Source organism: Nonomuraea sp. B12E4 (genome assembly GCF_039871825.1).
GTDB lineage: Bacteria > Actinomycetota > Actinomycetes > Streptosporangiales > Streptosporangiaceae > Nonomuraea.
On the sequence record NZ_JBDPME010000017.1, the window covers coordinates 129,351 to 152,379 of the forward strand.

Genomic DNA, 23,029 nt, shown 5'->3' on the forward strand with positions numbered 1-23,029 from the left:
CGGCCTGTCGCCGTCGGCTGACCAGGAGGTCACGGCGTGACCCCGGTCTTACGGGCCCAGGCCCTGGGCAAGAAATACGGCCGGCACTGGGCCCTGCGCGACTGCACCATCGACATCCCCACCGGCCACGTCGTCGGCCACGTCGTCGGCCACGTCGGGCCCAACGGCGCCGGCAAGTCCACCCTGCTGAAACTCGCCGGCGGCCACCTCCACCCCACCACGGGCACCATCACCGTCCTCGGCAACCCACCCGGCACCACCCCCGCCCAACTCGCCAGAGTCGGCTTCGTCGCCCAGAGCACCCCCATCTACACCCACCTCACCGTCGCCGAACACCTCCGGCTGGGCGCGCACCTCAACCCCCGCTGGGACCACGCCACAGCCCGCGACCGCATCACCCGGCTCGGCCTGTCCCCCACCCACCGCGCCGGCAAGCTGTCCGGCGGCCAGCGCGCCCAACTCGCCCTCACCCTCGGCCTCGCCAAACGTCCCGAGCTCCTCATCCTGGACGAACCAGTCGCCTCCCTCGACCCCCTCGCCCGCCGCGAATTCCTCCAAGCACTCATGGAGGCCACCGCCGAACACCAGCTCAGCGTGCTGCTCTCCTCCCACCTCGTCTCCGACCTGGAACGCGTCTGCGACTACCTGATCGTGCTCGCCGGCTCCCAGATCCAGCTCGCCGGGGAGACCGAGGACCTGCTGGCCACCCCACCACCGGCTCACCGGCCCCCACCGCGACCCCGACCGGCTCCCCGCCGACCAGCACGTCGTCTCCGCCCGGCACACCGAACGGCAGAGCATCCTGGTGGTCCGCACCGACGGTCCCATCCTCGACCCCGCCTGGACGGTCACCCGGCTCAGCCTGGAGGACCTCGTCCTGGCCTACATGGACCGGCGCCCCGCCGGCCTCCTGAGCGCCACGCTGGAGGTGCCACGATGACCTGGCTGGCCTGGCGCCAGTTCCGTGGCTCGGCCTCGATGACGGCCGCCGTGCTCGTCGTCCTCACCGCCGCCCTGGCTCTGACCGGCCCGGGGCTCGCCTCCGACTACGCCGCCGGGGCCGCCGGCTGCGCCCAGGACCGCACCTGCGACGACTTCTTCGACCGGTTCTTCGGCGCGTACGAGATCCCCTTCGCGGCCGTCACCCTGGTCGTGCTGCTCCTGCCGGCGCTGGTCGGGCTCTTCTGGGGAGCGCCGCTGATCACCCGCGAACTGGAGGCGGACACGCACCTGCTGGTGTGGAACCAGAGCATCACCAGGACGCGGTGGCTGGCGGTCAAGCTCGGGCTCACCGGCCTGGCGGCCATGGCCGCCACCGGCGTCTGCGGCCTCGTGGTGACGTGGTGGTCCGGCCCCCTGGACAAGTCCGCCGTTCCGGAGATGGCCCAGATGTCCCCCTTGGTGTTCGGCGCACGCGGCATCGCCCCGATCGGGTACGCGGCCTTCGCCTTCGTCCTCGGCGTGACCGTGGGCATGCTCGTACGCCGTACCCTGCCCGCCATGGCCCTCACCCTGACCGCCTTCGTCGCGATCCAGATCGCCATGCCCCTGCTGGTCCGGCCCCACCTGATGCCCCCGGTCACCGCGACCTTCGAGCTCGGCCAGGCGAACGTGGACGGCCTCCACCGGGGAGGGCACGGTGGCGGATCCATCCAGATCCTCCTGAGGACGTCGGCCGTTCCCGGCCACCCGGGCGCCTGGGTGCTGTCCAGCGGCCTCCTCGATCCCTCCGGACGTACGACCGACGGCGACGAGGAAGGCTCGGCGCCCTCGTCGACGATCGCGCGGTCCGTCCCGGTCTCCACGACGTCGGGACCCTGCGCACCGGCGGTGGGGCCACCGAGCGCGGACGGGTGCGTGGCCGAGGTCAACCGGCTCGGCTACCGGCAGCAGGCGACCTTCCAGCCCCTCGACCGGTTCTGGCCGTTCCAGTGGATCGAGACGGGGATCTACGCCTTGCTCGCCCTCGCCCTCACCTGGTTCTCCTTCTGGTGGATCCGGAGGCGCCTGTCATGACCATCGCCAGGATCGCCGCCGCCGGGCTCGCCCTCCTGCTGACGGCGGCCTGCAGTGCGCCGACGCCGCCGCGTGGCCAGACGGGCACCACGGCCGGTACGGTCTGCGCCCCGCTCCGGGGCGCCCCCGGCGCCGAGACGGCCACCACGATCGACGTCATCGAGCAGGCGTACTTCTGCATTTTCGGCAACTACTACGGCGGCGCCACGCTGGACGCCCGCGCGTTGCTGGCCGCCGGATTCGCCGCCCTGACGCAGGAGCTCAACCGCGACGGCCGCGACGTGCCCACGGCGACCATGCCGGCGCTGGCCGGTGACCGGAAGGCCGACTGGGCCGCGTTCGAGGCCGCCTACCGGAAGACGACCGATCAGGTCCCCGAGCTGCGCGACAGGCTGGCCGTCGTCACCCTGGAGGCGATCGTGGCCGCCCTCGGCGACAACCACGCCCGCTGGACGCATGACGTCGAACGTCCGCCCGGCTACCACGACGGCGACGAGTACGGCCTCGGTCTCGAAACGAACGTCGGCGGCCGGCAAGCGGACGACAGCCCCGGCACCGCCCTGCCCCCGCTGTTCGTCACCACCGTGGAGGGCGGCGCGGCGCGGGCCGCCGGGCTGCGTCCCGGCGACCTCATCGAATCGATCAACGAATCGGCGCCCTTCATCGACGGGCGGCCCACCCCCGCGATCGCCGCCCTCCGCCCGCGATACCCGGACGCGCGTCCCGTCCGGCTGCGGCTCCTGCGGGAGAGCACCGGCCGCCGCTGGAGCGTGACCCTCGAACCCGGCCTCTACCAGCGGGATCTGGCCGCCCTTCAGGTGGTGCGGTCCAAGCTGCTGGGGGACGACGTCGCCTACGTACGGATGACCGGATTCACTTCCGACTCCGCGGCCAGGGTGCTCAGGGCGGTCTCCAGGCTGCGTACCGGCCGGACGCTCAACGGTGTGGTGCTGGACCTGCGCGGCAACGGCGGCGGCAGCCCGGTGGAGGTGATCCGGCTGGTGAGCGCGTTCGTCCACGGCAAGGTCACCGGGCAGCTGTGCGCCGTGGACGGCACGTGCGAGACCCTGCGCACCGACGACACCGTCGAGCTGCTCGGCCTGCCGCTAGTGGTGCTCACCGACCGCGGCTGCGCCTCGGTCTGCGAGCACTTCAGCTCCGCGGTCAAGGACCTGCGGATCGGCCGGCTGGCCCGAGGTCAGGTTCTGCCCCGCGGCATGCGGCCGGTCCTGATCCCTACGGGCCGTGGACATCGACTCGTCCCGCGACACAGGTGATCAGGGCTTGCGGGCGACCACGCCGTACTGTGCCACGGGCTCGGGCAGGCCGAACGGCGTCTCCTCGGCCCGCCACAGCGAGCACGAGGTGAGGCCGGGTTCGAGCAGTTCCAGCCCTTCGAGGAAGCCGGACAACTCCTCCTCGCCGCGCGCGGTGATCTGCGGTGTGGCGTGGGCGTTGTAGAAGTCCAGCGCCTCGGCGTTGGACCCGTCGCCGATGTCCATCGTGGGGTGGGTGAGCGCCAGGTAACTGCCCGACGGCACCGCGTCCAGCAGGCGCCTGACGACCCCCAGCGCCTCCTCGGTGTCGTCGATGAAGTTGACGACGCCCAGCAGCATGATCACCACCGGCTGGGTGAAGTCGAGCGTCCGCCCGGCCTCCCGCAGGATGGTGTCCGGGTCGCGCAGGTCGGCGTCGATGTAGGCGGTCACACCCTCCTCGGTGCCGGTGAGCAGGGCTCGCGCGTGTACGAGCACCAGGGGGTCGTTGTCCACGTAGACGATCCGCGCCCGGGGGTTGACCCGCTGGGCGACCTCGTGGGTGTTGTTCGCGGTGGGCAGGCCCGTCCCGATGTCGAGGAACTGCCACATGCCGGCCTCGCCGGCCAGGTGGTGCACGGCTCGCCCGAGGAACTCCCGGTCGGCCCGGGCCACGTCCACGATGGCCGGGAACATGTCGCGGACCCGGTCACCCACCACCCGGTCGGCCGCGAAATTGTCCTTCCCGCCCAGCCAGTAGTTCCACACCCGCGCGTTGTGCGCGACTTCCGGCTTGAACTCCCGCTGCGATGTCTCTGCCACAACTGACCCCGTGCCCGCCGGTTCCTCGTACGTCATCTGTCCCGCCGACCGTCAGCGTAGCGACATTTGATGATCTATGTCGATCCGAGATGATCTCGTACGGCCTGCGCCGGACGGGGGACGACCACGCCCGGGGCCGGCACGAAGGCAGGCGGAGCCAGCGGGAAAACCTGTGACACGGTTCGCCCAAGCGGGTGTTCGCGCTGGTGGGGCGGCAATGGATAGCGGGAGCGCGGTCCACGCCCGCCTCAGCGGAGGTCGCCCGGCCGCCGGCTCGCCACGCAGGTCACCTACCTCGGGGCTCCCGGTCACCGACGCACTGACCACCCGCACCTGACCCGGCGTCGCCCGCCGGCGTCCGGCAGTGCGCGGCCGGGGTTCCACACAGCCGAGCCGTTGGTCGCCGGCGGGGTGGGGGCCGGATCGTTGTGGTGCCGGTTCGATTCGGGGTTGTCGGGCTCCTGAGACTGGGTTACCGTTGATTTCATCAAGCGATGAATTTTCAGGAGACGTCCATGCTCGACATCGACACCCCGGTGCTCGTGGTAGGCGCCGGGCCGAGCGGATTGACCATGGCCGGCGAGCTGGCCCGCCATGGCGTCACGGTGCGGATCATCGATCGCGCGCCGGCTCCGGCGACGACCTCCCGCGCGCTGGTCGTCCAGCCGCGTTCCCTGGAGGTCTTCGAGGACATGGGCGTCATCGACGACGCCCTCGCGATCGGCAACGAGGCGGCCGGCCTCAACATCATGTTCGGCGGCGGCAAGAGCGTCCGGATGCAGCTCCACGACCTGCTCAACGACCCGGTGACCTACACCAGATACCAGACCCTCTACACGCTCTCCCAGGACGACACCGAGCGGATCCTCACCAAGAAGCTCGCCGAGCGCGGCGTGCACGTCGAACGAGGGCTGGCGGTGACGGATCTCAGCGCGGACGAGGAGCACGTCACCGTGTCCGTACGCGGCCCCGACGGCGCGACGGACAAGATCCGGTGCCGCTGGCTCATCGGCTGCGACGGCGCGCACAGCACGGTCCGCCAGGCGGCCGGGATCCCGTTCGAGGGAGCCACCTATCCCGACGAGTTCATCATGGCCGACGCCGAGCTCGACTGGGAGTTTCCGGACGGCGACATCTACGCCTTTCCCGCCCGCAGCGGGTTCGTCGGGGCGTTCGCGATGCCGGGCGAACACCGCTTCCGGATCTTCGGCAACGTGTCCGGCGGCTCCGGCGCGGAGTACAGCGAGCCGACCCACGAGGAGTTCCAGGCGATGCTGGACGAGCGGCTCCCGGTGCCCGCCACCGTCGTCAAGGAGCACTGGGTGAGCCGCTACCGGCTGCACCGGCGGGTCGCGCCGCGATACCGCGACGGCCGGGTCTTCCTGGCCGGCGACGCCGCCCACGTGCACAGCCCGGCCGGGGCCCAGGGCATGAACACCGGCATCCAGGACGCCTACAACCTCGCCTGGAAGCTCGCCCTGGTGGTGCGCGGCCTCGCCGAGGAGCGTCTGCTGGACAGCTATCACGCCGAGCGCCATCCGATCGGCAAGCGGCTGATGACCACCACCGACCGCATGTTCTCGGTGATCTCCGGGCAGGCTTCCGCGGCCAGGTTCCTGCGCGCGCATCTCGCCCCGCAGATCGCCTCGCGGGTGCTCACCCGCGACTCGTTCCGCACCTGGTTCGTCGGCTGGCTGGCGCAGTTGCGCACCGCGTACCCGGCGAGCCCGCTCAACCGGGCGGACGGTTCGGGGTGGAAGGACGCGCCGGCCCCCGGCGACCGGGCCCGGCAGGCCGAGGTGGTCATCGGCGGCGAGCCCGGGCACCTGCACGACCTCCTCCACGGGACTCACCACACGGTGCTGCTGTTCGCCGGGCCGGGCGGGCCGGCCGCGGAGCTGTGCCGAGTCGCCGAGCGGGTCACGCGGGCATACCCTGGCCTGGTGAGCGCGTACGTGATCGGCACCGAGCGCGCCGCCGGCCACCCGGCGCTCGTCGAGGACCCGGACCGCTCCGCGCACACCCGCTACGGCCTCGACCGTGCCGCCGCGTTCGTGATCCGGCCGGACCTGCAGATCGGCTATCGCGGCACCCCGGTCGACGCCGACGCGCTCCTCGCGGATCTCGCCTTCCGGCTGCCGGGTGCGCCCGTGGCCGTTTGACTCCCCCGATCACGCCGGCGGGGAAAGTACCCTTGGCGGATGTTCTCCCCCAAAGGCCCGTCGATGCGCGAGCTGGTGGTCCAGGCGCTGTCCTCGGTCGAGCGCGGCTACGACCTGCTCGCGCCGAAGTTCGACCACACGCCTTTCCGCACCCCGGATCTCGTTCTCGACGCGACCGCCGACGCTCTGCGCCCGCTCGGGCCGTTCGGGCGGGGGCTGGACGTGTGCTGCGGCACCGGCGCGGGCGCGCGGATCCTCCAGCCCCTGTGCCGAGGACGGGTCACGGGCGTCGACTTCAGCGCCGGCATGCTGGCGCGGGCGCGTCGAGCGCACCCGGACGCCGGGTGGGTGCGGGCCGACGTCCGGGACCTGCCCTTCGACGGGTCCTTCGACCTCGCGGTCACCTTCGGAGCGCTCGGGCACTTCCTGCCCGCCGAACGGCCCGCGCTCTTCGCCGGGGTGCACCGCGCGTTACGGCCTGACGGGCTCTTCGCCTTCCCGATCGGCGCGCCCGCGCCGGTCACGTCGGGCCGTTACTGGGCGATGCTCGGATTCGACCTGGCCATGCGGGTGCGGAACGCCGTGTGGCGCCCGCCGTTCGTCATGTACTACGGCACCTGCCCGCTGCACGCGGTCCGCGCGGACCTGTCAGCCGCCGGATTCACCGTGACGACGGTCCCCTTGACGGCCCTGGGCCGGCGCGAGGACGGCAGCCCGCGCTGCCGACTCGTCCTCGCCCGCAAATCCTGACCGGCGACCGAGCCGGCTGAGCACCGGCGCCGACGGCCGCCGCGGCTCGGGCCGGGCACGCGGCTCCGTGCCGGTGACCGCCTCGTCCTGGCGGACCGGCCGCCCCTCGCTCGGGCGGCGTCGCACGCGTACGACCGCCGCGACCGCGGCCGCGGCGACGACAGCCGAAACGGCGAGCCATGACCCTCGGGACGTGTTCGGCCAGCGCACGACCGGCAGAGTATCGGGAACCAACCGGTACGCAGATCAAAACCCACCGCCTGGCGATCGGGAAACCGGTTCAGGACCGGTCCTGGCGACCACTACGCTGCCGCGCATGAATCAAACGTCCATGATCGAGACCTGGCGTCGCCTGCTGGACCCCGCCAAGTCCTGGGTGCTGTTCGAGCAGGGAACCTGCGTGATCCTCATGGAGCCGGCCGGCGAGCTCGCCCAGCAGGCGACCACGCTCCTGCGGGAGTACGGTCCCGTTGTCGGAGGCACGCCGGCGGGGGACTTCGACATCATCGACCTGGACGACGCACCCGGCTGGGCGGTGACCGGGCATCACCCCGACATTCTCACCTACGTCGATCCCAGCGAGGTGGACAACGAGGAGGACTTCGTGGTCGGCCTCTACGGCCGCGGCAAGCGCGATCAGGACGGGCATGATCTGACCGTCATCCACGTTGAGGACAAGCGCGCCGTCTGAAGCGCAAGCGCGGTCCGAGGCGCACCGTATGAGGCGTGGCAACGTTCCGGAGAGGGAGGACACGTGACGAAGGCACGAGTGCTGGTGGTCGGTCTCGATCCCGGCAAGATCCAGGGCTGGGACCCGGAGCCGGTCCAGGCGGCGATAGCACGCGGTCAGGCCCGTTTCGACGATCACGGTATCGAGGCCCACTGGTGTCAGGTGGCGCTCGACGAGAACCCCGAAGGGGCGATCGTCGAGGCGCTGACCCGCGAGGACTACGCCTGCGTGGTGATCGGGGGCGGCATCCGCAAGCACGAGCCGTTGCTGGAGTTGTTCGAGAGGGTGGTCAACCTGGTGCGGCAGCACGCGCCGGACGCGGCCATCGCCTTCAACAGCAGCCCCGAGGACTGCGCCGACGCGGCTCTGCGGTGGCTGCGCTAGCGACCTCGGGCCCCGACCGGCCCGAACCAGGCCCCGGCCTGGTTCGGGCGTGAAGGCTGCCCGTCAGAGGTCCGCTCCCCAGGCTCCCGACCCGACCACCGTCAAAGGTTTGCCCGCAGCGGGCGCTTTCTTCGAAGCATCCCCCGGCGGCGGCGTGGCCCTGGGGAGGCCTCAGAGCTTCGGTGACGCGGTGACCGCCATCGTCGTGTAGGACATGGTGAAGCCTTCGGTCGTGTCGATGGCGGCACCGACGGCCTCCAGGATCTCGGCCAGCCCGTCCGGCGGGAGGCGGGTGAGCCCGCCGGTGGTGGGCAGCAGGTCGAGCCATTCCTCGCGGGTGTAGTGGCGCTCCCAGCCGAATCGCCACTGCTCCGGCTCGCCGAACAGGGCGGCCTGCCGGATGCCGTCCGCGAACTTGGCGAACATCTGCTGGTAGATCTCCTGGGCCGGTCTCGGCGGGCCGTCGGGGAACGGCGAGTCGGGCACCGCCCGGCGCATCGCGGCGGCGAACGCCTCCGCGATCGGCGGCGGCGGATCGTACGCGTGGGCGAACGCCGCGAACAGGCCGCCGGGACGCAGCACCCGCGCGGCCTTGGCCGCGCCCGCGACCGGGTCCACCCAGTGCCAGGACTGCCCGGCGACGACCGCGTCGAACCTGCGCCCGGCGTCGTCCCAGTCCTCGAACGTCGCCACCTCGACCTCGACCCCGGTACGGCGGGCGAACTCGGCCATCCGCGCGTCCGGCTCCACCCCCAGCACCCTGCAGCCGGCCGCGAGGAACTGCCGGGCTTCGATCCCCGTGCCGCAACCGACGTCGACCAGGTCGGGGCCCGGGCTGGCGGCGATGATCCGCCGGACCAGGGCATCGGGATAGCCGGGCCGGGCCCGGTCGTAGCGTTCGGCGTCGACTCCGAACGATTCGGCCATCTGCCTGGCCTTATGAGGCTCGTTCGGTTGCTCCTGCGATATGGTGGGCATGCGCCCACCATAGTGGGCACGCGCCCACTCGACAACCGTCCCAGCGTTTCGCGCTGGATCTACGAAGGGGAGAACGGGCGATGCCGACGGGAGTGGCCCTCCGGGACGTGCGGCAGCAGTTGTTCGACGCCGCCGAGCGCGTCCTGTTCCGGGGCGGGGCGAACGGCCTGACCAGCCGGGCCGTCACCGAGGAGGCGGGCGTCGCCAAGGGAGTGCTGCACCGGCACTTCGAGGACTTCGACGCCTTCCTCGTCGAGCTGGTGCGGGAGCGCATCACCCGGCTCGACGGCGCCGCCGCCGACCTGCGCGTCTCCGCCGGGACCGGCACCGTGGCCGGCAACCTCACCACGGCGCTGATCCACCTGTTCGACCCGGTCGCCGTGTCGATCGTCAGCCTCATCATCTTCCGCGACGAGTTGCGCGCCCGGCTGCGCCGGGCGCGCCCCGGGCCCGGCATCCCCGTCCTGACGCAGGCCGCGGGCGTGATCACCGATTACCTGAGGGATGAGTGCGAGATGGGGCGCATCGCGGCGGACGCCGACGTGGACGCGCTCGCGCTCTCCCTGATCGGGGGCGCGCACATGCTGTTCGCCGACCGGGAGGCGGGCCCGCCATCGCCCGAGGCGGTGGACAAGCTGGTGAACGCGGTCATCGCCGACGTCGTGCAACGACGCCTGCTGTGAGCGACCTCCCCGCGGCCCGCGTGCTGGGCGATGTAGCCAGGCAAGTGGTACAGCCGAGGAGCCGGGAAGTGGACTACTTCACTGAACCGCCTGCCTAATAGCGTCGAGGGCATGAATCTGACAGGCAACACCGTACTGACCCTGCTCTTCGACGGGGAGCTGCCCCAGCCGCCCGATCCCGCCCACGTGATGACGGCGCTCATCGAACTGCCGCCCGGCGAGCCGATGCTCACCTACGTGGACGACGAGGAGCTCGCGGCCCGCCGTGACCGTCGTGCTCCGAGGCCGAACTGATGGCGCGGATCTTCCTCGCGGGCGCGACCGGGGTGGTCGGCCGGCGGCTGGTGCCGCTGCTGGTCGCCGGGGGGCACCAGGTCACCGCTCTCACCCGGAGGCCCGGCCGGACCGACACGCTGCGCTCGCTGGGCGCGGAGCCGGTCGTGGCCGACGCCCACGACCGCGCCGGGCTCGCCGCCGCCGTCAGGGAAGCCGCGCCCGACGTCGTGCTTCACCAGCTCACCGACCTGGCCGCGGGTGACATGGCGGCGAACGCGGCACTGCGCAGGGCGGGCACCCGCAACCTGGTCGACGCGGCACTCGCCGCCGGCGTGCGCCGGATGGTGGCGCAGAGCATCGCGTGGCTGTACGAGGCCGGGGAGGAGCCCGCCGACGAGACGACGCCGCTCGATCTCGCCGCACCGGGGGCGCGGGGCACGACGGTGGGGGGCCTGGCGACGCTGGAGGCGGCCGTCCGGGAGATGCCCGAGTGGATCGTGCTCCGCTACGGGCGGTTCTACGGCCCCGGGACGTGGTACGCGCCCGACGGCCTCGCCGCGGACCTGGCGCGGGCGGGGAAACTGGCCGCCGACGGCGAGGTGATGTCCTTCGTGCACGCCGACGACGCCGCCACCGCGGCCGTCCAGGCTCTCACCTGGCCCGCCGGCCGCGCGGTCAACGTCTGCGACGACGAGCCGGCGCCGGGCCGGGAATGGGTGCCCGCCTTCTGCGCGGCCGTGGGCGCGCCACCTCCGCCTCCCGCGGACCCCGGCCGGCCGGGGTGGGCGCGCGGCGCGGACAACCGCTACGCGCGCAAGCACCTCGGCTGGGTGCCGAGGTACCCGTCGTGGCGGGACGGCTTCGCGACGCCGACCGGCGGCACTTCTGCCCCGTAGTGCCAGGAGGGCCGGGATCAGCAGGCCGAACGCCACCACGACCCCGTGACGCCGGACGGCCAGGAGCAGCGCTCCTGGCCCGTGGCGCCGGACGGCCGGGGTCAGCGGGTCGAGCGCCTCCGCATCGTGGCACCGACCAGTGAGACCAGGAGGTCGAGTGCCCGGCGCCAGGCGTGCTGTGGCGGTGTGGCGTAGCCGAGGACCAGGGCGGCGGGGCGTTCCTGGCCTGCGGGGTGCCAGTAGCCGGCGGTGTGCAGGCCGTGCAGGAGCAGTCCCGCGCGTTGGGCGGTGTCGACCAGGTCGCGTTCGGCGGCGGCCGAGGGGACCGGCAGCAGCGTGTGCAAGCCGGCGGCGACGCCCGCGAGGCGCGTGTCGGTGACCGACGCCAGCCGTTCGGCCAGCTCGTGGCGGCGCCGCCGGTAACCCAGCCGGACCCGCCGTACGTGCCGGTCGTAGCCGCCGTGGGAGAGCAGGTCGGCGAGCACGAGCTGGTCGATCACGGCGGGCGCCGAGCCGGCCTCCCGCACGGTCCGCAGCAGCGGATCGCGCAGCGCCGCGGGCACCACCAGCCAGCCGAGCCGCACCCCCGGTGCCAGGGTCTTGCTGGTGCTGCCCGCGTAGATCACCCGGTCGGGCGCCAGCGCCTGCATCGCGCCGACCGGTTGCTGGTCGTAGCGGAACTCGCCATCGTAGTCGTCCTCGATCACGTAGGAGTCGTTCCGCCGGGCCCAGTCGATGAACACCGAGCGCCTCCCGGGCGCCAGTACGACACCCCACGGGTGCTGGTGGGCCGGCGTGAGCAGCGCGAGCCCCGCACCCTCCGGCAGGCCCGACGGGTCGGCGCCGTCCGCGTCCACCGGCAGCGGCACCGGGTGGAGCCCCGCCGCGGCCAGCAGCTCGCGGTGCAGCACGAACCCGGGGTCCTCGGTCGCCGCGCACCGGGCGCCGAGCCGGCGCAAGGTACACGCGAGCAGCGCGAACGCCTGGGTGGCCCCCGCGGTGATCACCGTCGATCCCGGGCTCGCCCACACCCCGCGGGTCCGGGAGACGTAGTCGGCGACCGCCACGCGCAGCGCGGGCATGCCCGCCGGGTCGGGGTAGCCCATCTGCTCGGACTCCATCGCCGACATCACCCGGCGAACGCTCGACATCCAGTCCGCGCGCGGGAACGCGCTGACGTCGGGCCGCCCGGGACGCAGGTCCCCCAGGGCCGCGGCCCGAGGCTCCGGCTGGCCCTGGCCGGCGGCCTCGCCGAGGTGGGACTCCGGCAGCACGCCGGCCACCCGGGTGCCGGATCCGCGCGCGCCCGTCAGCCAGCCCTCGGCGATGAGCTGCGTGTAGGCCTGGACGACCGTACCCCTGGACAGGCCGAGGTCGGTGGCGAGGCTACGGGTGCCAGGAAGCCGGGTGCCCGCGGTCAGCCGCCCCGACCGTACCGCCTCACGCAGGGCGGCCTCCAGCGACCGTCCCACCCCGCCGGTGCCGTGCAGGTCGAGATGCAGATCGAGCCCCGACCCGAGACCGCCCCCGTCCGGCGCGCCCCGCATCCACCGCCCCCTGTCGTGTCCCGCCCCTCCTGTCATATCAGGCCGCGACGGCAAGATCGCCCGCGGCTGGCATCACGGCTCAGATGATCTTGCCGGGGAGGCGGGCAGCCGGAATGTGAGCGCCCGGACCAGGCTCATCGCAGCGCCCCCAGGCCGCCGACCACGCCCATGACGCGCTGGATCGCCTCGGTCTCGGCGGCGGTGTCACCGCGGTCGCGGGCGTCCCACAGCGCCGCCTTCTCCCGCAGGTAGTCCAGCCGCGCGTGCTGCGCGGCGATCTCGGCCTCGATACGCTCGGCGTGCCGCAACAGCAGATCCCGCTGCTCGGCCGCCGCGGCCCGGCCCCGGGCACGGTTGGCCAGGTAGGTACGCATGTCCTCGATCCCCACGCCGACCGCGCGCAGGCACGCCAGCGCGTCGAGCACGTCCAGGTCCTCGCTGCCGTACCGGCGATGCCCGCTCCTCGCGTCACGGTCGATCGGGCCGACCAGCCCGACCTCCTCGTAATAGCGCAACGTCGGCTCGCTCAGTCCACTCCTCCGGGAGGCCTCCTGGATGGTGAAAGCTGTCATATCGGTAGCGTCACATACCTCAAGCGCTTGAAGTCAACCGCATGACGGCGGGCGGCCACCTGCGCCGCGAGCGGGCGCGTTCGCGACCTCAGCCGAGAGCCAGTTCGTGGCCGCGAGACCACCGGCGCCCCGAACAGCCACGGCTAAGGACGCGACATTCCGCGTCACCCCGTGAACCGTGGGCAGTGGCGGGCACACCCGCCACGGCCCACGGCCCACGGCGAGAACCTAACGTGGATGGCGGGCCGCGATGAGGGCCGCGTTCCGCTCGGCCAGGGCCAGCGCGGACTTGCGCAGCGACAGGTCGGCGGAGTCGCCGGTGATCGCGCCGGCCAGCCGCCGCATGGTCGAGGAGATCTTGGCGAACGCCGCCTCGGCCGTGGGCTCGATGTCGCCGAACACCACCCACCACCACCAGGCGTTCGTCATGACGTTGGCGAGGAAGTCCGGCACGACGGGAATGCCCCGGCCGATCAGCAGGGACTCCGCCTCTGGCAGGGTCGGCAGGTTGGCGCCCTCCACCACGATCCGCGCCCGTACCCGGGCGGCCTCCGCCGGGCAGAGCACGTACGACATCGCCGCCGGCACCAGCAGGTCGGCCGGGACGTCCAGCCACCGCGCGCCCGCCCCGGTCCGGTCGCCCGGCCGCAGGCAGGACCGGTCGACGACGCCGCGCCCGTCCCGCGCGCGCAGCATGGCCTCCACGTCGAGGCCGTCCTCGCACGTCATGATCCCGTCGCGGTCGGCGACCGCGACCACCCGGACGCCCGCCCGGTGCAGGTACCGGGCCGTCGCCCCGCCGATCGAGCCGAAGCCCTGCACGACCGCGGACGTCGCCTCGACGCCCTGCCAGCGGGCGACCGCCAGCGCCGCCTCCGCCACACCGTACCCGCCCACCAGGTCGGCCAGCGGCACGCCGTCCACCACCGTCGCCATCGCGGCGCGCAGCCGCTCGCGTGCCGCCACCTGGTCGTCGAGCAGCGCGAAGGCCGCCTCGACGGTGGAGGCGAGGCCCAGCTCGCCGGCCACCTCGTCGAGCAGTTCCTGCTTGGTCCCGAAGTCCTCGCCGGTGTTCCACTGCTCGCGCACCACGGGCAGGACCGCGGTGAGAAAGCGGCGCAGCACCGCGGGCGCGTCCGGGTCGTTCGGGTCCATGTCGATCCCGCCCTTGGCCCCGCCGAGTGGTACGTAGCGGTCGCCGGGCGTGTAGACCAGGGCCTCCTTGAGCGACATGCCGTGGGCCAGGCCGCGTACCTCATCCAGCGAGCATCCCTCACGCACCCGCAGCCCGCCGCTCGCGACGCCCCGTACCAGGCTGTCGATGACGACGTAACCCCGGCGGGCGGTGACCGGGTCGGTCCAGGTGATCTCCAGTAGGCTCACGGGCTGCCTTTCTCCCGAACGTGGATGACGGTGGGGCGTTCGCTCTTGAGCGCCCCGGCCAGGGCCTCGCGCAGGGTGCCGCGGTCGCCGACGTGTACGCCGTCGGCGCCGAGCGCCCGGGCCAGCAGCGCGAAGTCCGGCGACGGCAGCTCGACCGCGTGCACGGGGTCGCGGCGCGCCGCCATCTCGGCGCGGATCTCGCCGTAGCCGCCGTTGTCGACGACCACGACGGGCAGCGCCAGCCCCAGGTGCACGGCCGTGGCCAGCTCTGCCACGGTGAACATCACGCCGCCGTCGCCGAGCAGCGCCGCCACCGGCGCGCCGGGACGGCCGAGCGCGGCACCGATCGCGGCGGGCAGGCCATAACCCAGGGTGCCGTACCCGGTCGGGTAGAGGAACCGTCGCGGCGCGTACGCGGGGAGGTTGGCCAGCGCGCCGTAGTAGCAGGCCATGGCGCTGTCGCCGGCGATCACGCCGTCCCGGCCGAGCGTCTCGGCCAGGGTCTCCACGATCCACAGCCACGGCGCGCCCTCGCGTGCGGCCTGCGCGCCCTTGCGCTCGCGCCACCGGGCCGCCCGCTCCTCCCCCGGCGGGCCGGCCGGTGGCCCGTCGCCGAGCCGGGCCGACAGCTCGCGCAGCGTGAGCGCCGCGTCCCCGACGAGGGCGACCTCCGGCAGGGCGTTGGTGATGATCTGTACGGGATCGACGTCGATCCGGACCACCTTGCCGTCCAGGGGCAACGGGCCGTGCCAGAGGTCGGAGGGCGCCAGCTCGCAACCCACGACGAGCACCGCGTCCGACTCCTCGGCCAGCTCGCGTACCGCCTCCAGATGCAGGCCGGCGCCGAGCGCGAGCGGGTGGTCGTCGGGCAGCGCGCCCTTGCCGTTGGCCGAGGTGACCACCGGCGCGCCCAGCCTCCCGGCCAGGGCCCGCAGCTCGCCGGACGCCTCCCGGGCCCCGCCCCCGGCGATGACCAGGGGGAGGCGGGCGGCGCCCAGCAGGGCCGCCGCGGCGTCGAGCTCGGCCGGTGCGGGGCGAAGGGCCGCACCGGAGACGGGCGCCGCCCCGGCCACCTGCCCCCGCTCCTCCAGCACGTCGAACGGGATCTCCAGGTGCACCGGCCGCGGCCGCCCCGAGGTCATCGCCGCGAACGCCTGGGCCACGGCCACCGGGATCTCGGCGACGCTGGTCACCCGGTGGCTGTAGGCGGCCACCGCGTCCATCGCGCCGCTCTGGTCCCTGGTCTCGTGCAGCAGCCCGTTCCCCCTGCCGGGGTGGCGCAGCGGCATGCCGGGCGAGACGAGCAGCACCGGCACCGAGTCCGAGTACGCCTGCCCGACTGCCGCGGCCGCGTTGAGCGTGGCCGGTCCCGAGGTCACCACGGCGACCCCCGGCCGCCCGGTCACACGCGCGTAGCCGTCGGCGGCGTAGCCCGCTCCCTGCTCGTGCCGGGTGCCGACATGCCGCACGCCCTGCGCCGCGAGCGCCGCGTAGATCTCCAGGTTGTGCGTGCCCGGAATGCCGAACACGGTGTCCACCCCGTGCGCGGCCAGCGCCCTGACCAGAGCCTGTCCACCCGTCAAGGCCGTCATCGCGGCACCACCAGCGCGTCCACGCCCATCACTCCGTCCGGTCCCGCCCGCAGCGGGTTGACCTCGCACTCGGCCACGTCGGGGCGGCCGGCGATCAGCTCGGAGATCGCGGCGACGACCTCGGCGACCGTCCTGACATCCGCCGCGGGCGCGCCCCGCCAGCCGGTCAGCAGCGGGTACGCCGTCAGCCTGCGCAGCATCCGCCCGGCCACCTCCGCGGTGACCGGCGCGAGCTCCACGGCGACGTCGCGGTAGAGCTCGCTCGCCGTGCCGCCCGCCCCGACCAGGACCAGGGGGCCGAACGACGGATCGCGCCGGCCGCCGACGATCAGTTCGACCGTGCCCGGCCTGGTGTCCATCTCCTCCAGCACGTACTCCCCCGCGCCGAGCCGCCCGATGAGCTCCGCCAGCGCCGCGGCGGCCGCCGCCGGGCCGTCCAGCCCGGTCACGACGCCGCCCGACTCCGTCTTGTGCGCCAGCCAGGCGGCCTTGAGCACGTAGGGTGGCCGCAGCCGCCCGGCGGCGGCCCGCAGGTCGCCGAGCCCGCGCACCGCGGCGGCCGGCGGATAGGCCACCCCGTACTCGGCGAGCACGGCCCGCGCGGCGAGGTACCCCAGCGCGGCGCGCTCCTCGCCCGGCGGCGTCGTGGCCGGCACGTGGGCGGTGGCGCGCGGCCGCCTGATCGCCAGCTCGGTGGCCAGCCCCAGCGACCAGCCCACCTGGTCGATCGTCGCGTACGTGGGAATGCCGTGCTCTCTCAGCGCCCGCACGGCCACCGAGTCCCGGCTCATGCTGTGCACGATCACCGGCCGCCCGTGCCGGGCCGCCACGGCACCCACCGCGTCGACCACGGCGAGCTCGGCGGACTCCAACGACGGGGCGTCGGCGCCGTACGACCCGAAATAGCCGGTCAGCACCACTCCGTCCACCTCCCCGCTCTCCAGCAGCAGCTCCACCAGCGTCGAATAGGTGCTCAGATCCCGCTCCCCCGCGCCCGCGAGGTCGATCGGGTTGCGGACGCCGGCGGCCGTTGGGAGCAGCGCCGCCACGCGCGCGGCCACCGCCCCGAGTTCCGGCAGCTCCAGGCCGTTGCGGCTCAGCACGTCGGCCGCCACCGCGCCCTGGCCGCCGCTGTCACCGACCACCGCGACACGCCGCCCGACCGGGGTGGGCGCGTCCAGCAGCAACTGGGCCACGTCCACCGCCTGCGCCGGGGTCTCGACGAGCACCGCGCCGGCCGCCCGGCAGGCCGCCTCCACCACCTCGGTGCCGGAGGTCAGCGCCCCGGTGTGGGATCGGGCCGCCGCCCGCCCCGCCGCGCTGGCGCCCACCGTCAGCACGATGACCGGCTTGCCGAGCTCGCGCAGCCCGGCGAGGGTCGCCACCAGTGCCCTGCCGTCCCGGAAGCTCTCCAGGTAGAGCACCACCACCGCCGTCCTGTCGTGCCCGGCGAGGCCGGCGAGCACGTCGGCGGCGGTGACGTCGGCCTGGTTGCCCACCGAGACGAACCGGGACACGCCCACTCCCGCCTCGCCCGCCAGCCCGGCCAGTTCGAGGCCGAGCTGCCCGGACTGCGAGACGATGCCGAGGGCGCCCGGGGTGAAGTTCCCCCAGGCCAGCTCCAGCGCGGTCATGGAGTCGTAGACGCCGAGGCAGTTGGGGCCGATCAGGCGGGCGCCCGCCGCGCGGATCCGCCCGGCCAGCGCCGCCTCCTGTGCCGCGTCGAGGCCCGCGCTGATGCCGACGAAGGCCCGTACGCCGAGGTCCAGCGCCTCCTCGACCACCGCGGGCACGGACGCGGCCGGCACGCAGAGCACCGCGAGCTCGGGCGGCTCCGGCAGGTCCCGGAGGCCGGGCACGGTGGCGATGCCGTCGATGACCGCTCCCGACCGGTTCACCAGGTGCACCTTGCGCCGGTGCACGCCCCGCAGCGCGCCCCTGGCCAGCCAGTATCCCCATTTCGCCGGGTCCGCCGAGGCGCCCACCACGGCCACCGACGCCGGGTCGGAGAACGCCTTCACGTCGCCCGGCCCGCGCCCGGCCGGTCCGCTGCCCGGCTCATCCGGAATTCGCCAGGGACCGGGAGATGATGAGGCGCTGAATGTCGGACGTGCCCTCCTCGATCTCCTCCAGCTTGGCGTCGCGCATCCATTTCTCCAGCAGGAACTCGCGCGAGTAACCCCAGCCGCCGTGCGTCTGGAGGGCGGCCCACGTGCACCACATGGCGTTCTCGGAGGCGACCAGCTTCGCGATCGCCGCCTCCTGCGTGGCGGGCTCGCCGGCGTCGAACACCCGGGCCGCCCGCATGGCCAGCAGGTGCGCGGCGTCGGTCTTGGCCGCCATGTCCGCCAGCCGGAACGCCACGGCCTGGTGCTCGATGATCGGCTTGCCGAACTGCTCGCGTTCCCTGGCGTACCGCAGCGCCGTATCCAGCGCCGCGCGGCACAGACCGGCGCAGGCGGCCGCGATCAGGATCCGGGAGGCGTCGAAGGTCCGCATCAGCCCGTAGAAGCCCTGGCCCTCCTCCCCCAGCCGGCTCTCCTCGGGCACCCGGACGTCGTCGAGGAAGACCTCCGCGCTGACGATGGCCCGCTGCCCCATCTTCGGCAGGGCGCGCCCGACGCGCAGGCCGGGCGTGCCCCGCTCGACCACGAAAGCGGTGACCCCGCGCGATCGCAGCGACGGGTCGACCGTGGCGAAGACGACGATCCATTTCGCGTAGGGCGCGTTGGAGATCCACGTCTTCTGCCCGCTGAGCAGGTAGCCGGAGCCGTCGCGGACCGCCCGGGTCCGCAGGCCGGCCGCGTCCGAGCCGATGGCCGGCTCGGTCACCGCGAGCGCCGTCATGGGCGGTTCGTCCCCGGTCAGCGGAGTGAGCCAGCGGTGCCGCTGCTCCGGCGAGCCGAGCGCCTCGACGGGGCCGGCGAAGAAGCCGTTGGAGGTGAGCAGGTTGCCGATGCCGATGTCGCCGTAGCAGAGCTCCTCGGTGACCAGCGCCTGGGTCACCAGGTCGCCGACGCCGCCCCCGCCGTACTCCTCCGGCAGCATGAACGACGTCAGCCCCAGCTTGGCCGCCTTGGCCCACAGATCGAGCGGTGACTCGTGGTCGGCGTCGTCGACCTCGCGGGCGCGCGGCCGTATCTCGCGCAGCGCGAAGTCGCGGGCGAGGGCGACGAACTCGCGCTGGTCGGAAGTCAGCTCGACGCCGTCTTTCAGGGAACGCACCATGGATCCTCTCCAGAACGCTCAGGCGGGAACGGTGACGCAGTCCTGCGGGCGCCAGTGCGCGACGACCTCGTCGTCGGGGCTCGGCACCGGATCGAGCCGGGTTCCGGTGCGGGCGATCACCCGGCCTCCCGTGCGCAGCTCCACCTCCACGCGCAGGCCGCTGCCGAGGTAGATCACCTCGGTGACCTTCCCCTCGTGGGCGTGATCCCCGGCGGGCAGGCCGGCGCCCGGCCGGCTGAGGCGCACGTCCTGCGGCCGCACCAGGAACACTTCCGAGTCCTTCGGGGCGGGCAGCAGGTTCGACTCGCCGAGGAACTCCGCGACGTAGCGGGAGGCGGGCCGGTCGTAGAGGTCGGCCGGCGTGCCGACCTGCACGATCCGCCCGTCACGTAGCAGCGCGATCCGGTCGGACATGGTCAGCGCCTCGTCCTGGTCGTGCGTGACGAAGACGAACGTGATCCCCAGCTCCGTGTGCAGCCGCTTGATCTCCAACTGGAGCTGCTCGCGCAGCCGCTTGTCCAGCGCGCCGAGCGGCTCGTCCATCAGCAGGACGCGCGGCCGGAACACGATCGCCCTGGCCAGCGCGACCCGCTGCTGCTGCCCGCCGGAGAGCTGGGCGGGCCGCCGGTCGCGCAGCCCGCCCAGCTCCACCACGTCGAGCGCCTCGCTCACCCGCTTCGTCAGCTCCGCGCCGCGCACGCGCCGCCGGCGCAGCGGGAACGCCACGTTCTCGGCCACGCTCATGTGCGGGAACAGCGCGTAGTGCTGGAAGACCATGCCGAGATCCCGCTTGTACGGCGGATCCTTCGTGATGTCCCGGCCGTCGACCGCGACCGAGCCGGACGTCGGGCGGGTGAACCCGGCGACCACGTTCAGCAGCGTCGACTTGCCCGAGCCGCTGCTGCCCAGCAACGTCATGAACTCGCCCGGCTCCACGTGCAGCGTCACGTCGTCGAGCGCCACGGCCTGGCCATAGGTCTTCCCGACGCCGAGCACATCCACCGCACCGCTCTCGTGCGGGCCGGCCTCGTTCATGCTTTCCTCCTGCGTACCAGCCGGGCCACCCCGGCAGCGGCGAACAGCGACAGCGTGACGAGGAGCAGCATGCTCGACACCGCCGCGACCGTCGGATCGATCTGCACCCGCACCCCCGACCACATCTGCACGGGCAGGGTCGTGAGGTCGGGACCGGACAGGAACACGCTGGTGACGACCTCGTCGAAGGAGGTGACGAACGCGAACACCGCGCCGCTGGCCAGGCTCGGCGCGATCAGCGGCAACGTCACCCTGGCGAACGTGGTCACCGGCCCGGCGCCCAGGCCCATCGCCGCGTGTTCCAGGCGCCGGTCGAACGACATCAGCGCCGACGACACGGTGATCACGACGTACGGCACCGCCAGCGCGGTGTGCACGAGCACGAAACCCAGCGCGGTCTCGGTGATCCCCAGCTTCAGGAAGACGGCGTAGACCGCCAGCCCGACGATCACGTACGGAACCAGCACGGGGGCCATGACCAGCCCGGACACCAGCGCCTTGAGGGGATAGCGGCCCCGGACCATGCCGAGGGCGGCCGCCGTGCCCAGCACGAGGGACAGCAGTGTCACCTGCACGGCGATCTGCAGGCTGGCGATGGTGCTGTCGAGCCAGGTCAGGTCGGTGAAGAAGTTCTCGTACCAGCGGACCGACCAGTCCTGCGGCGGGAACTCCAGGAAGGCGCTGTCGGAGAACGACATGGGGATCACGATGAAGACCGGCAGCACGAGGTAGAGCGCGGTCAGCGCGGCGAGCGCCCACAGGGCGATCCTGGCCGGTCTCATCGCCCGCCTCCGATCATCCGCCGCAGGTCGACCACCCGCGCGGCCAGCAGCAACAGCACCCCGGTCACCACCAGCAGGATGACCGCCAGCGCGGAGGCGAAGCCCCAGCGCAGCACCCCGGAGAGCTGCTGCACGATCAGCTCGCCGATCATGACGTTCTTCGGCCCGCCCAGCAGCGCGGGCGTGACGTAGAAGCCGAGGGAGGAGACGAACACCAGCAGCGTCGCGGCGGCCACGCCCGGCAGGGTCAGCGGCGCGTAGACGCGCCAGAACGCGAACGCCGGCCGGGCGCCGAGCCCCTCGGCCGCCTGCAGGAGCCTGCGGTCGATGCCGCGCATGGTCGCGTAGATCGGCAGGACCGCGAACGGCAGCATCACCTGGACCATCCCGATCAGCACCCCGGCCAGGTTGCGCAGCAGCGGCACGGGCTGCCCGCCGAACGCGCCGAGCACGTCGTTGACCACCCCGGTGTCCCGCAGGATCAGCACCCAGGCGAAGGTCCGCACCAGCAGGCTGGTCCAGAACGGCACCAGCACCGCGGCCATCAGCACGCCTCGCCAGAACGGTGTGGCCAGCGTCATGAGGTAGGCGTAGGGGAAGCCGAGCAGCAGCGTCACCAGCGTGACCAGCCCGGCGATGACGAACGTGTTGACCAGGACGTTCGTGTAAACGGGCGAGTCGAAGAAGGCCGCGTAGTTGCCCAGGCCGGGTTCGGGGTCGCTGACGCTGCGCGCCAGCATGGAGACCAGCGGGTAGACGAAGACCACGAGCAGGAAGGCCACCAGCGGCAGCACCAGGACGCCCCACCCGTCGGGCAGGCGCCGCCCGGTCACCGCACCGGCCGTCACTGGGCCATCCACTCGTTCAGCCGCTCGGTGACCTCGTCGTAGTGCTCGGCCCAGTAGGTGTAGTCGACGATCGCGGCCCGCTGGTCCTCGTGCTCGGTGGGCAGTTCGCGGCGGACGTCGGGGTTGACGTACTGCAGGGCCTTGGCGTTGACCGGCGCGTAGGCGCTCTGGTTGGCGTAGTCCGCCTGCCCCTTGGCGTCGGCGAGGAAGTTGTTCAGCCACTCCTGCGCGAGGGCGGTGTCGCGGTATCCGGCCGGGATGACGACCTGGTCGTAGGAGAGCAGGTGCTGGTTCCACTCGTTGGCCACCGGCTGGCCGTCCTTGGCGGCGGCGAAGATGCGGCCGTTCCACGCCTGGATCAGCGGCACCTCGCCGCTGGAGACGAGTTGCTGCTGCTGCTCGCCCGTCTCGTAGAAGACGATGTCCTTCTTGATGGTGTCGAGCTTCTTGAAGGCCCGGTCGATGTCGAGCGGGTAGAGCCGGTCGGCGGGCACGCCGTCGGCCAGCAGGGCCGCCTCGAACATCGCGCCCGTGGCGTACTTCCAGAAGCCGCGTTTGCCGGGGAACTTCTCGGTGTCGAAGAACTCGGCCCACGTCTTCGGGTGGTTCTCGGCGGAGTAGGCCTTGGTGTTGTAGGCCATGGTGAAGGCGTATTCGAGCAGCGGCGCGGCGCACTCGCCGACGAGCTCCTTCTTGACCTGGGAGGTGTCCACCTTGGCCGGGTCGAGCTTGACCGCCCAGCCGTTCTTGCAGGCGGTGACCGCGAAGTTCGGCTCGACCTCGACGGCGCCCCAGCTCACCTTCTTCGACTCCACCTGGGCGCGGAACTTGGCGTAGTCGGTGGGAGAGTCCTGCTTGACCATCACGCCCTTGGCCTTGGCCCACGGCTCGACGTAGGCGGCCACCGCCTTCTTCTGGTCGTCGCCGCCCCACATGACGACGGTGAGCTGCTTCCCGTCACCGCTCGCGGCGTGACCGCCGCCGCACGCGGTGAGCGCGAGCAACCCCGTCACCGCGAGTATGAGCCCTCTGCGTGACATGCCGCCTCCATAGTTGACTGGCGCGCCAGTTATTTATCGCAGCACTGTG

21 protein-coding genes are annotated in these 23,029 nt (G+C 72.8%); 9 read left to right on the forward strand and 12 right to left on the reverse strand.

From position 1 onward, the window contains the following. Window positions 1-36: 36 nt before the first annotated feature. Window positions 37-2,016, forward strand: coding sequence for an ABC transporter ATP-binding protein (locus ABGB18_RS31930; protein ID WP_347699351.1), 1,980 nt, complete (start codon window positions 37-39; stop codon window positions 2,014-2,016). Further along, a complete protein-coding gene (locus tag ABGB18_RS31935; protein WP_347699352.1) occupies window positions 2,013-3,293 on the forward strand; it encodes a S41 family peptidase in 1,281 nt (426 codons plus the stop codon). Before ABGB18_RS31930 ends, ABGB18_RS31935 begins: the two co-directional genes overlap by 4 nt. On the opposite strand, the gene ABGB18_RS31940 is transcribed toward ABGB18_RS31935, so the two are convergent. Then, a complete protein-coding gene (locus ABGB18_RS31940) occupies window positions 3,294-4,094 on the reverse strand; it encodes an SAM-dependent methyltransferase (protein ID WP_347699353.1) in 801 nt (266 codons plus the stop codon). Window positions 4,095-4,588: 494 nt separating this feature from the next. On the opposite strand from ABGB18_RS31940, the gene ABGB18_RS31945 reads away from it, so the two are divergent. The 4 genes from ABGB18_RS31945 to ABGB18_RS31960 all read left to right on the forward strand — a co-directional run bounded on the left by ABGB18_RS31945 (window position 4,589) and on the right by ABGB18_RS31960 (window position 8,120). Then, entirely contained in the window at window positions 4,589-6,256 is a 1,668-nt protein-coding gene (locus tag ABGB18_RS31945; protein ID WP_347699354.1) for an FAD-dependent monooxygenase, read from the forward strand. Between the two features lie 39 nt (window positions 6,257-6,295). Further along, complete coding sequence (locus ABGB18_RS31950; RefSeq protein WP_347699355.1) at window positions 6,296-7,006, forward strand: methyltransferase domain-containing protein; 711 nt, start codon at window positions 6,296-6,298, stop codon at window positions 7,004-7,006. A 316-nt stretch (window positions 7,007-7,322) separates the two neighbouring features. Continuing rightward, window positions 7,323-7,697, forward strand: coding sequence for a hypothetical protein (locus ABGB18_RS31955; protein WP_347699356.1), 375 nt, complete (start codon window positions 7,323-7,325; stop codon window positions 7,695-7,697). Between the two features lie 63 nt (window positions 7,698-7,760). Then, on the forward strand, window positions 7,761-8,120 hold the full coding sequence (locus tag ABGB18_RS31960; RefSeq protein WP_347699357.1) for a hypothetical protein: 360 nt from the start codon (window positions 7,761-7,763) through the stop codon (window positions 8,118-8,120). A 171-nt stretch (window positions 8,121-8,291) separates the two neighbouring features. On the opposite strand, the gene ABGB18_RS31965 is transcribed toward ABGB18_RS31960, so the two are convergent. After that, window positions 8,292-9,098 carry a class I SAM-dependent methyltransferase gene (locus ABGB18_RS31965; protein ID WP_347699358.1) on the reverse strand — a complete coding sequence of 269 codons (807 nt, stop codon included), beginning with the start codon at window positions 9,096-9,098 and terminating at the stop codon, window positions 8,292-8,294. An 80-nt stretch (window positions 9,099-9,178) separates the two neighbouring features. Between ABGB18_RS31965 and ABGB18_RS31970 the strand changes: the two genes are divergently transcribed. From ABGB18_RS31970 to ABGB18_RS31980, 3 genes are all read left to right on the forward strand, one after another. Beyond that, window positions 9,179-9,781: a TetR/AcrR family transcriptional regulator gene (locus ABGB18_RS31970; RefSeq protein ID WP_347699359.1), complete on the forward strand. Its 603-nt coding sequence runs from the start codon at window positions 9,179-9,181 to the stop codon at window positions 9,779-9,781. A gap of 111 nt (window positions 9,782-9,892) precedes the next feature. Then, complete coding sequence (locus ABGB18_RS31975) at window positions 9,893-10,075, forward strand: hypothetical protein (RefSeq protein ID WP_347699360.1); 183 nt, start codon at window positions 9,893-9,895, stop codon at window positions 10,073-10,075. Beyond that, window positions 10,075-10,953 (forward strand): NAD(P)-dependent oxidoreductase, encoded by an 879-nt coding sequence (locus ABGB18_RS31980; RefSeq protein WP_347699361.1) that lies wholly within the window; start codon window positions 10,075-10,077, stop codon window positions 10,951-10,953. The genes ABGB18_RS31975 and ABGB18_RS31980 overlap by 1 nt, the downstream gene beginning before the upstream one ends. Window positions 10,954-11,054: 101 nt before the next feature. Here the strand turns inward: ABGB18_RS31980 and ABGB18_RS31985 are convergent, their stop codons facing one another. The 10 genes from ABGB18_RS31985 to ABGB18_RS32030 form a co-directional block, all read right to left on the reverse strand. Next, complete coding sequence (locus ABGB18_RS31985) at window positions 11,055-12,500, reverse strand: PLP-dependent aminotransferase family protein (protein WP_347699362.1); 1,446 nt, start codon at window positions 12,498-12,500, stop codon at window positions 11,055-11,057. Between the two features lie 134 nt (window positions 12,501-12,634). Then, a complete protein-coding gene (locus ABGB18_RS31990; RefSeq protein ID WP_347699363.1) occupies window positions 12,635-13,072 on the reverse strand; it encodes a MerR family transcriptional regulator in 438 nt (145 codons plus the stop codon). Between the two features lie 228 nt (window positions 13,073-13,300). Then, a complete protein-coding gene (locus ABGB18_RS31995; protein WP_347699364.1) occupies window positions 13,301-14,455 on the reverse strand; it encodes a Glu/Leu/Phe/Val dehydrogenase dimerization domain-containing protein in 1,155 nt (384 codons plus the stop codon). After that, window positions 14,452-16,047: a 5-guanidino-2-oxopentanoate decarboxylase gene (locus ABGB18_RS32000; protein WP_347699365.1), complete on the reverse strand. Its 1,596-nt coding sequence runs from the start codon at window positions 16,045-16,047 to the stop codon at window positions 14,452-14,454. Before ABGB18_RS32000 ends, ABGB18_RS31995 begins: the two co-directional genes overlap by 4 nt. Beyond that, window positions 16,044-18,068, reverse strand: a complete 2,025-nt coding sequence (locus tag ABGB18_RS32005) for an acetate--CoA ligase family protein (RefSeq protein WP_347699366.1) — start codon at window positions 18,066-18,068, stop codon at window positions 16,044-16,046. The genes ABGB18_RS32000 and ABGB18_RS32005 overlap by 4 nt, the downstream gene beginning before the upstream one ends. Window positions 18,069-18,105: 37 nt before the next feature. Then, entirely contained in the window at window positions 18,106-19,275 is a 1,170-nt protein-coding gene (locus ABGB18_RS32010; protein WP_347699367.1) for an acyl-CoA dehydrogenase family protein, read from the reverse strand. A gap of 18 nt (window positions 19,276-19,293) precedes the next feature. Next, window positions 19,294-20,310: an ABC transporter ATP-binding protein gene (locus ABGB18_RS32015; protein ID WP_347699368.1), complete on the reverse strand. Its 1,017-nt coding sequence runs from the start codon at window positions 20,308-20,310 to the stop codon at window positions 19,294-19,296. Beyond that, a complete protein-coding gene (locus ABGB18_RS32020) occupies window positions 20,307-21,092 on the reverse strand; it encodes an ABC transporter permease (RefSeq protein WP_347699369.1) in 786 nt (261 codons plus the stop codon). Before ABGB18_RS32020 ends, ABGB18_RS32015 begins: the two co-directional genes overlap by 4 nt. Next, the gene (locus ABGB18_RS32025; RefSeq protein WP_347699370.1) at window positions 21,089-21,940 is read right to left on the reverse strand and encodes an ABC transporter permease; all 852 of its coding nucleotides are present in this window, start codon (window positions 21,938-21,940) and stop codon (window positions 21,089-21,091) included. The genes ABGB18_RS32020 and ABGB18_RS32025 overlap by 4 nt, the downstream gene beginning before the upstream one ends. Further along, window positions 21,937-22,980, reverse strand: coding sequence for an ABC transporter substrate-binding protein (locus tag ABGB18_RS32030; RefSeq protein ID WP_347699371.1), 1,044 nt, complete (start codon window positions 22,978-22,980; stop codon window positions 21,937-21,939). The genes ABGB18_RS32025 and ABGB18_RS32030 overlap by 4 nt, the downstream gene beginning before the upstream one ends. Window positions 22,981-23,029: the final 49 nt, after the last annotated feature.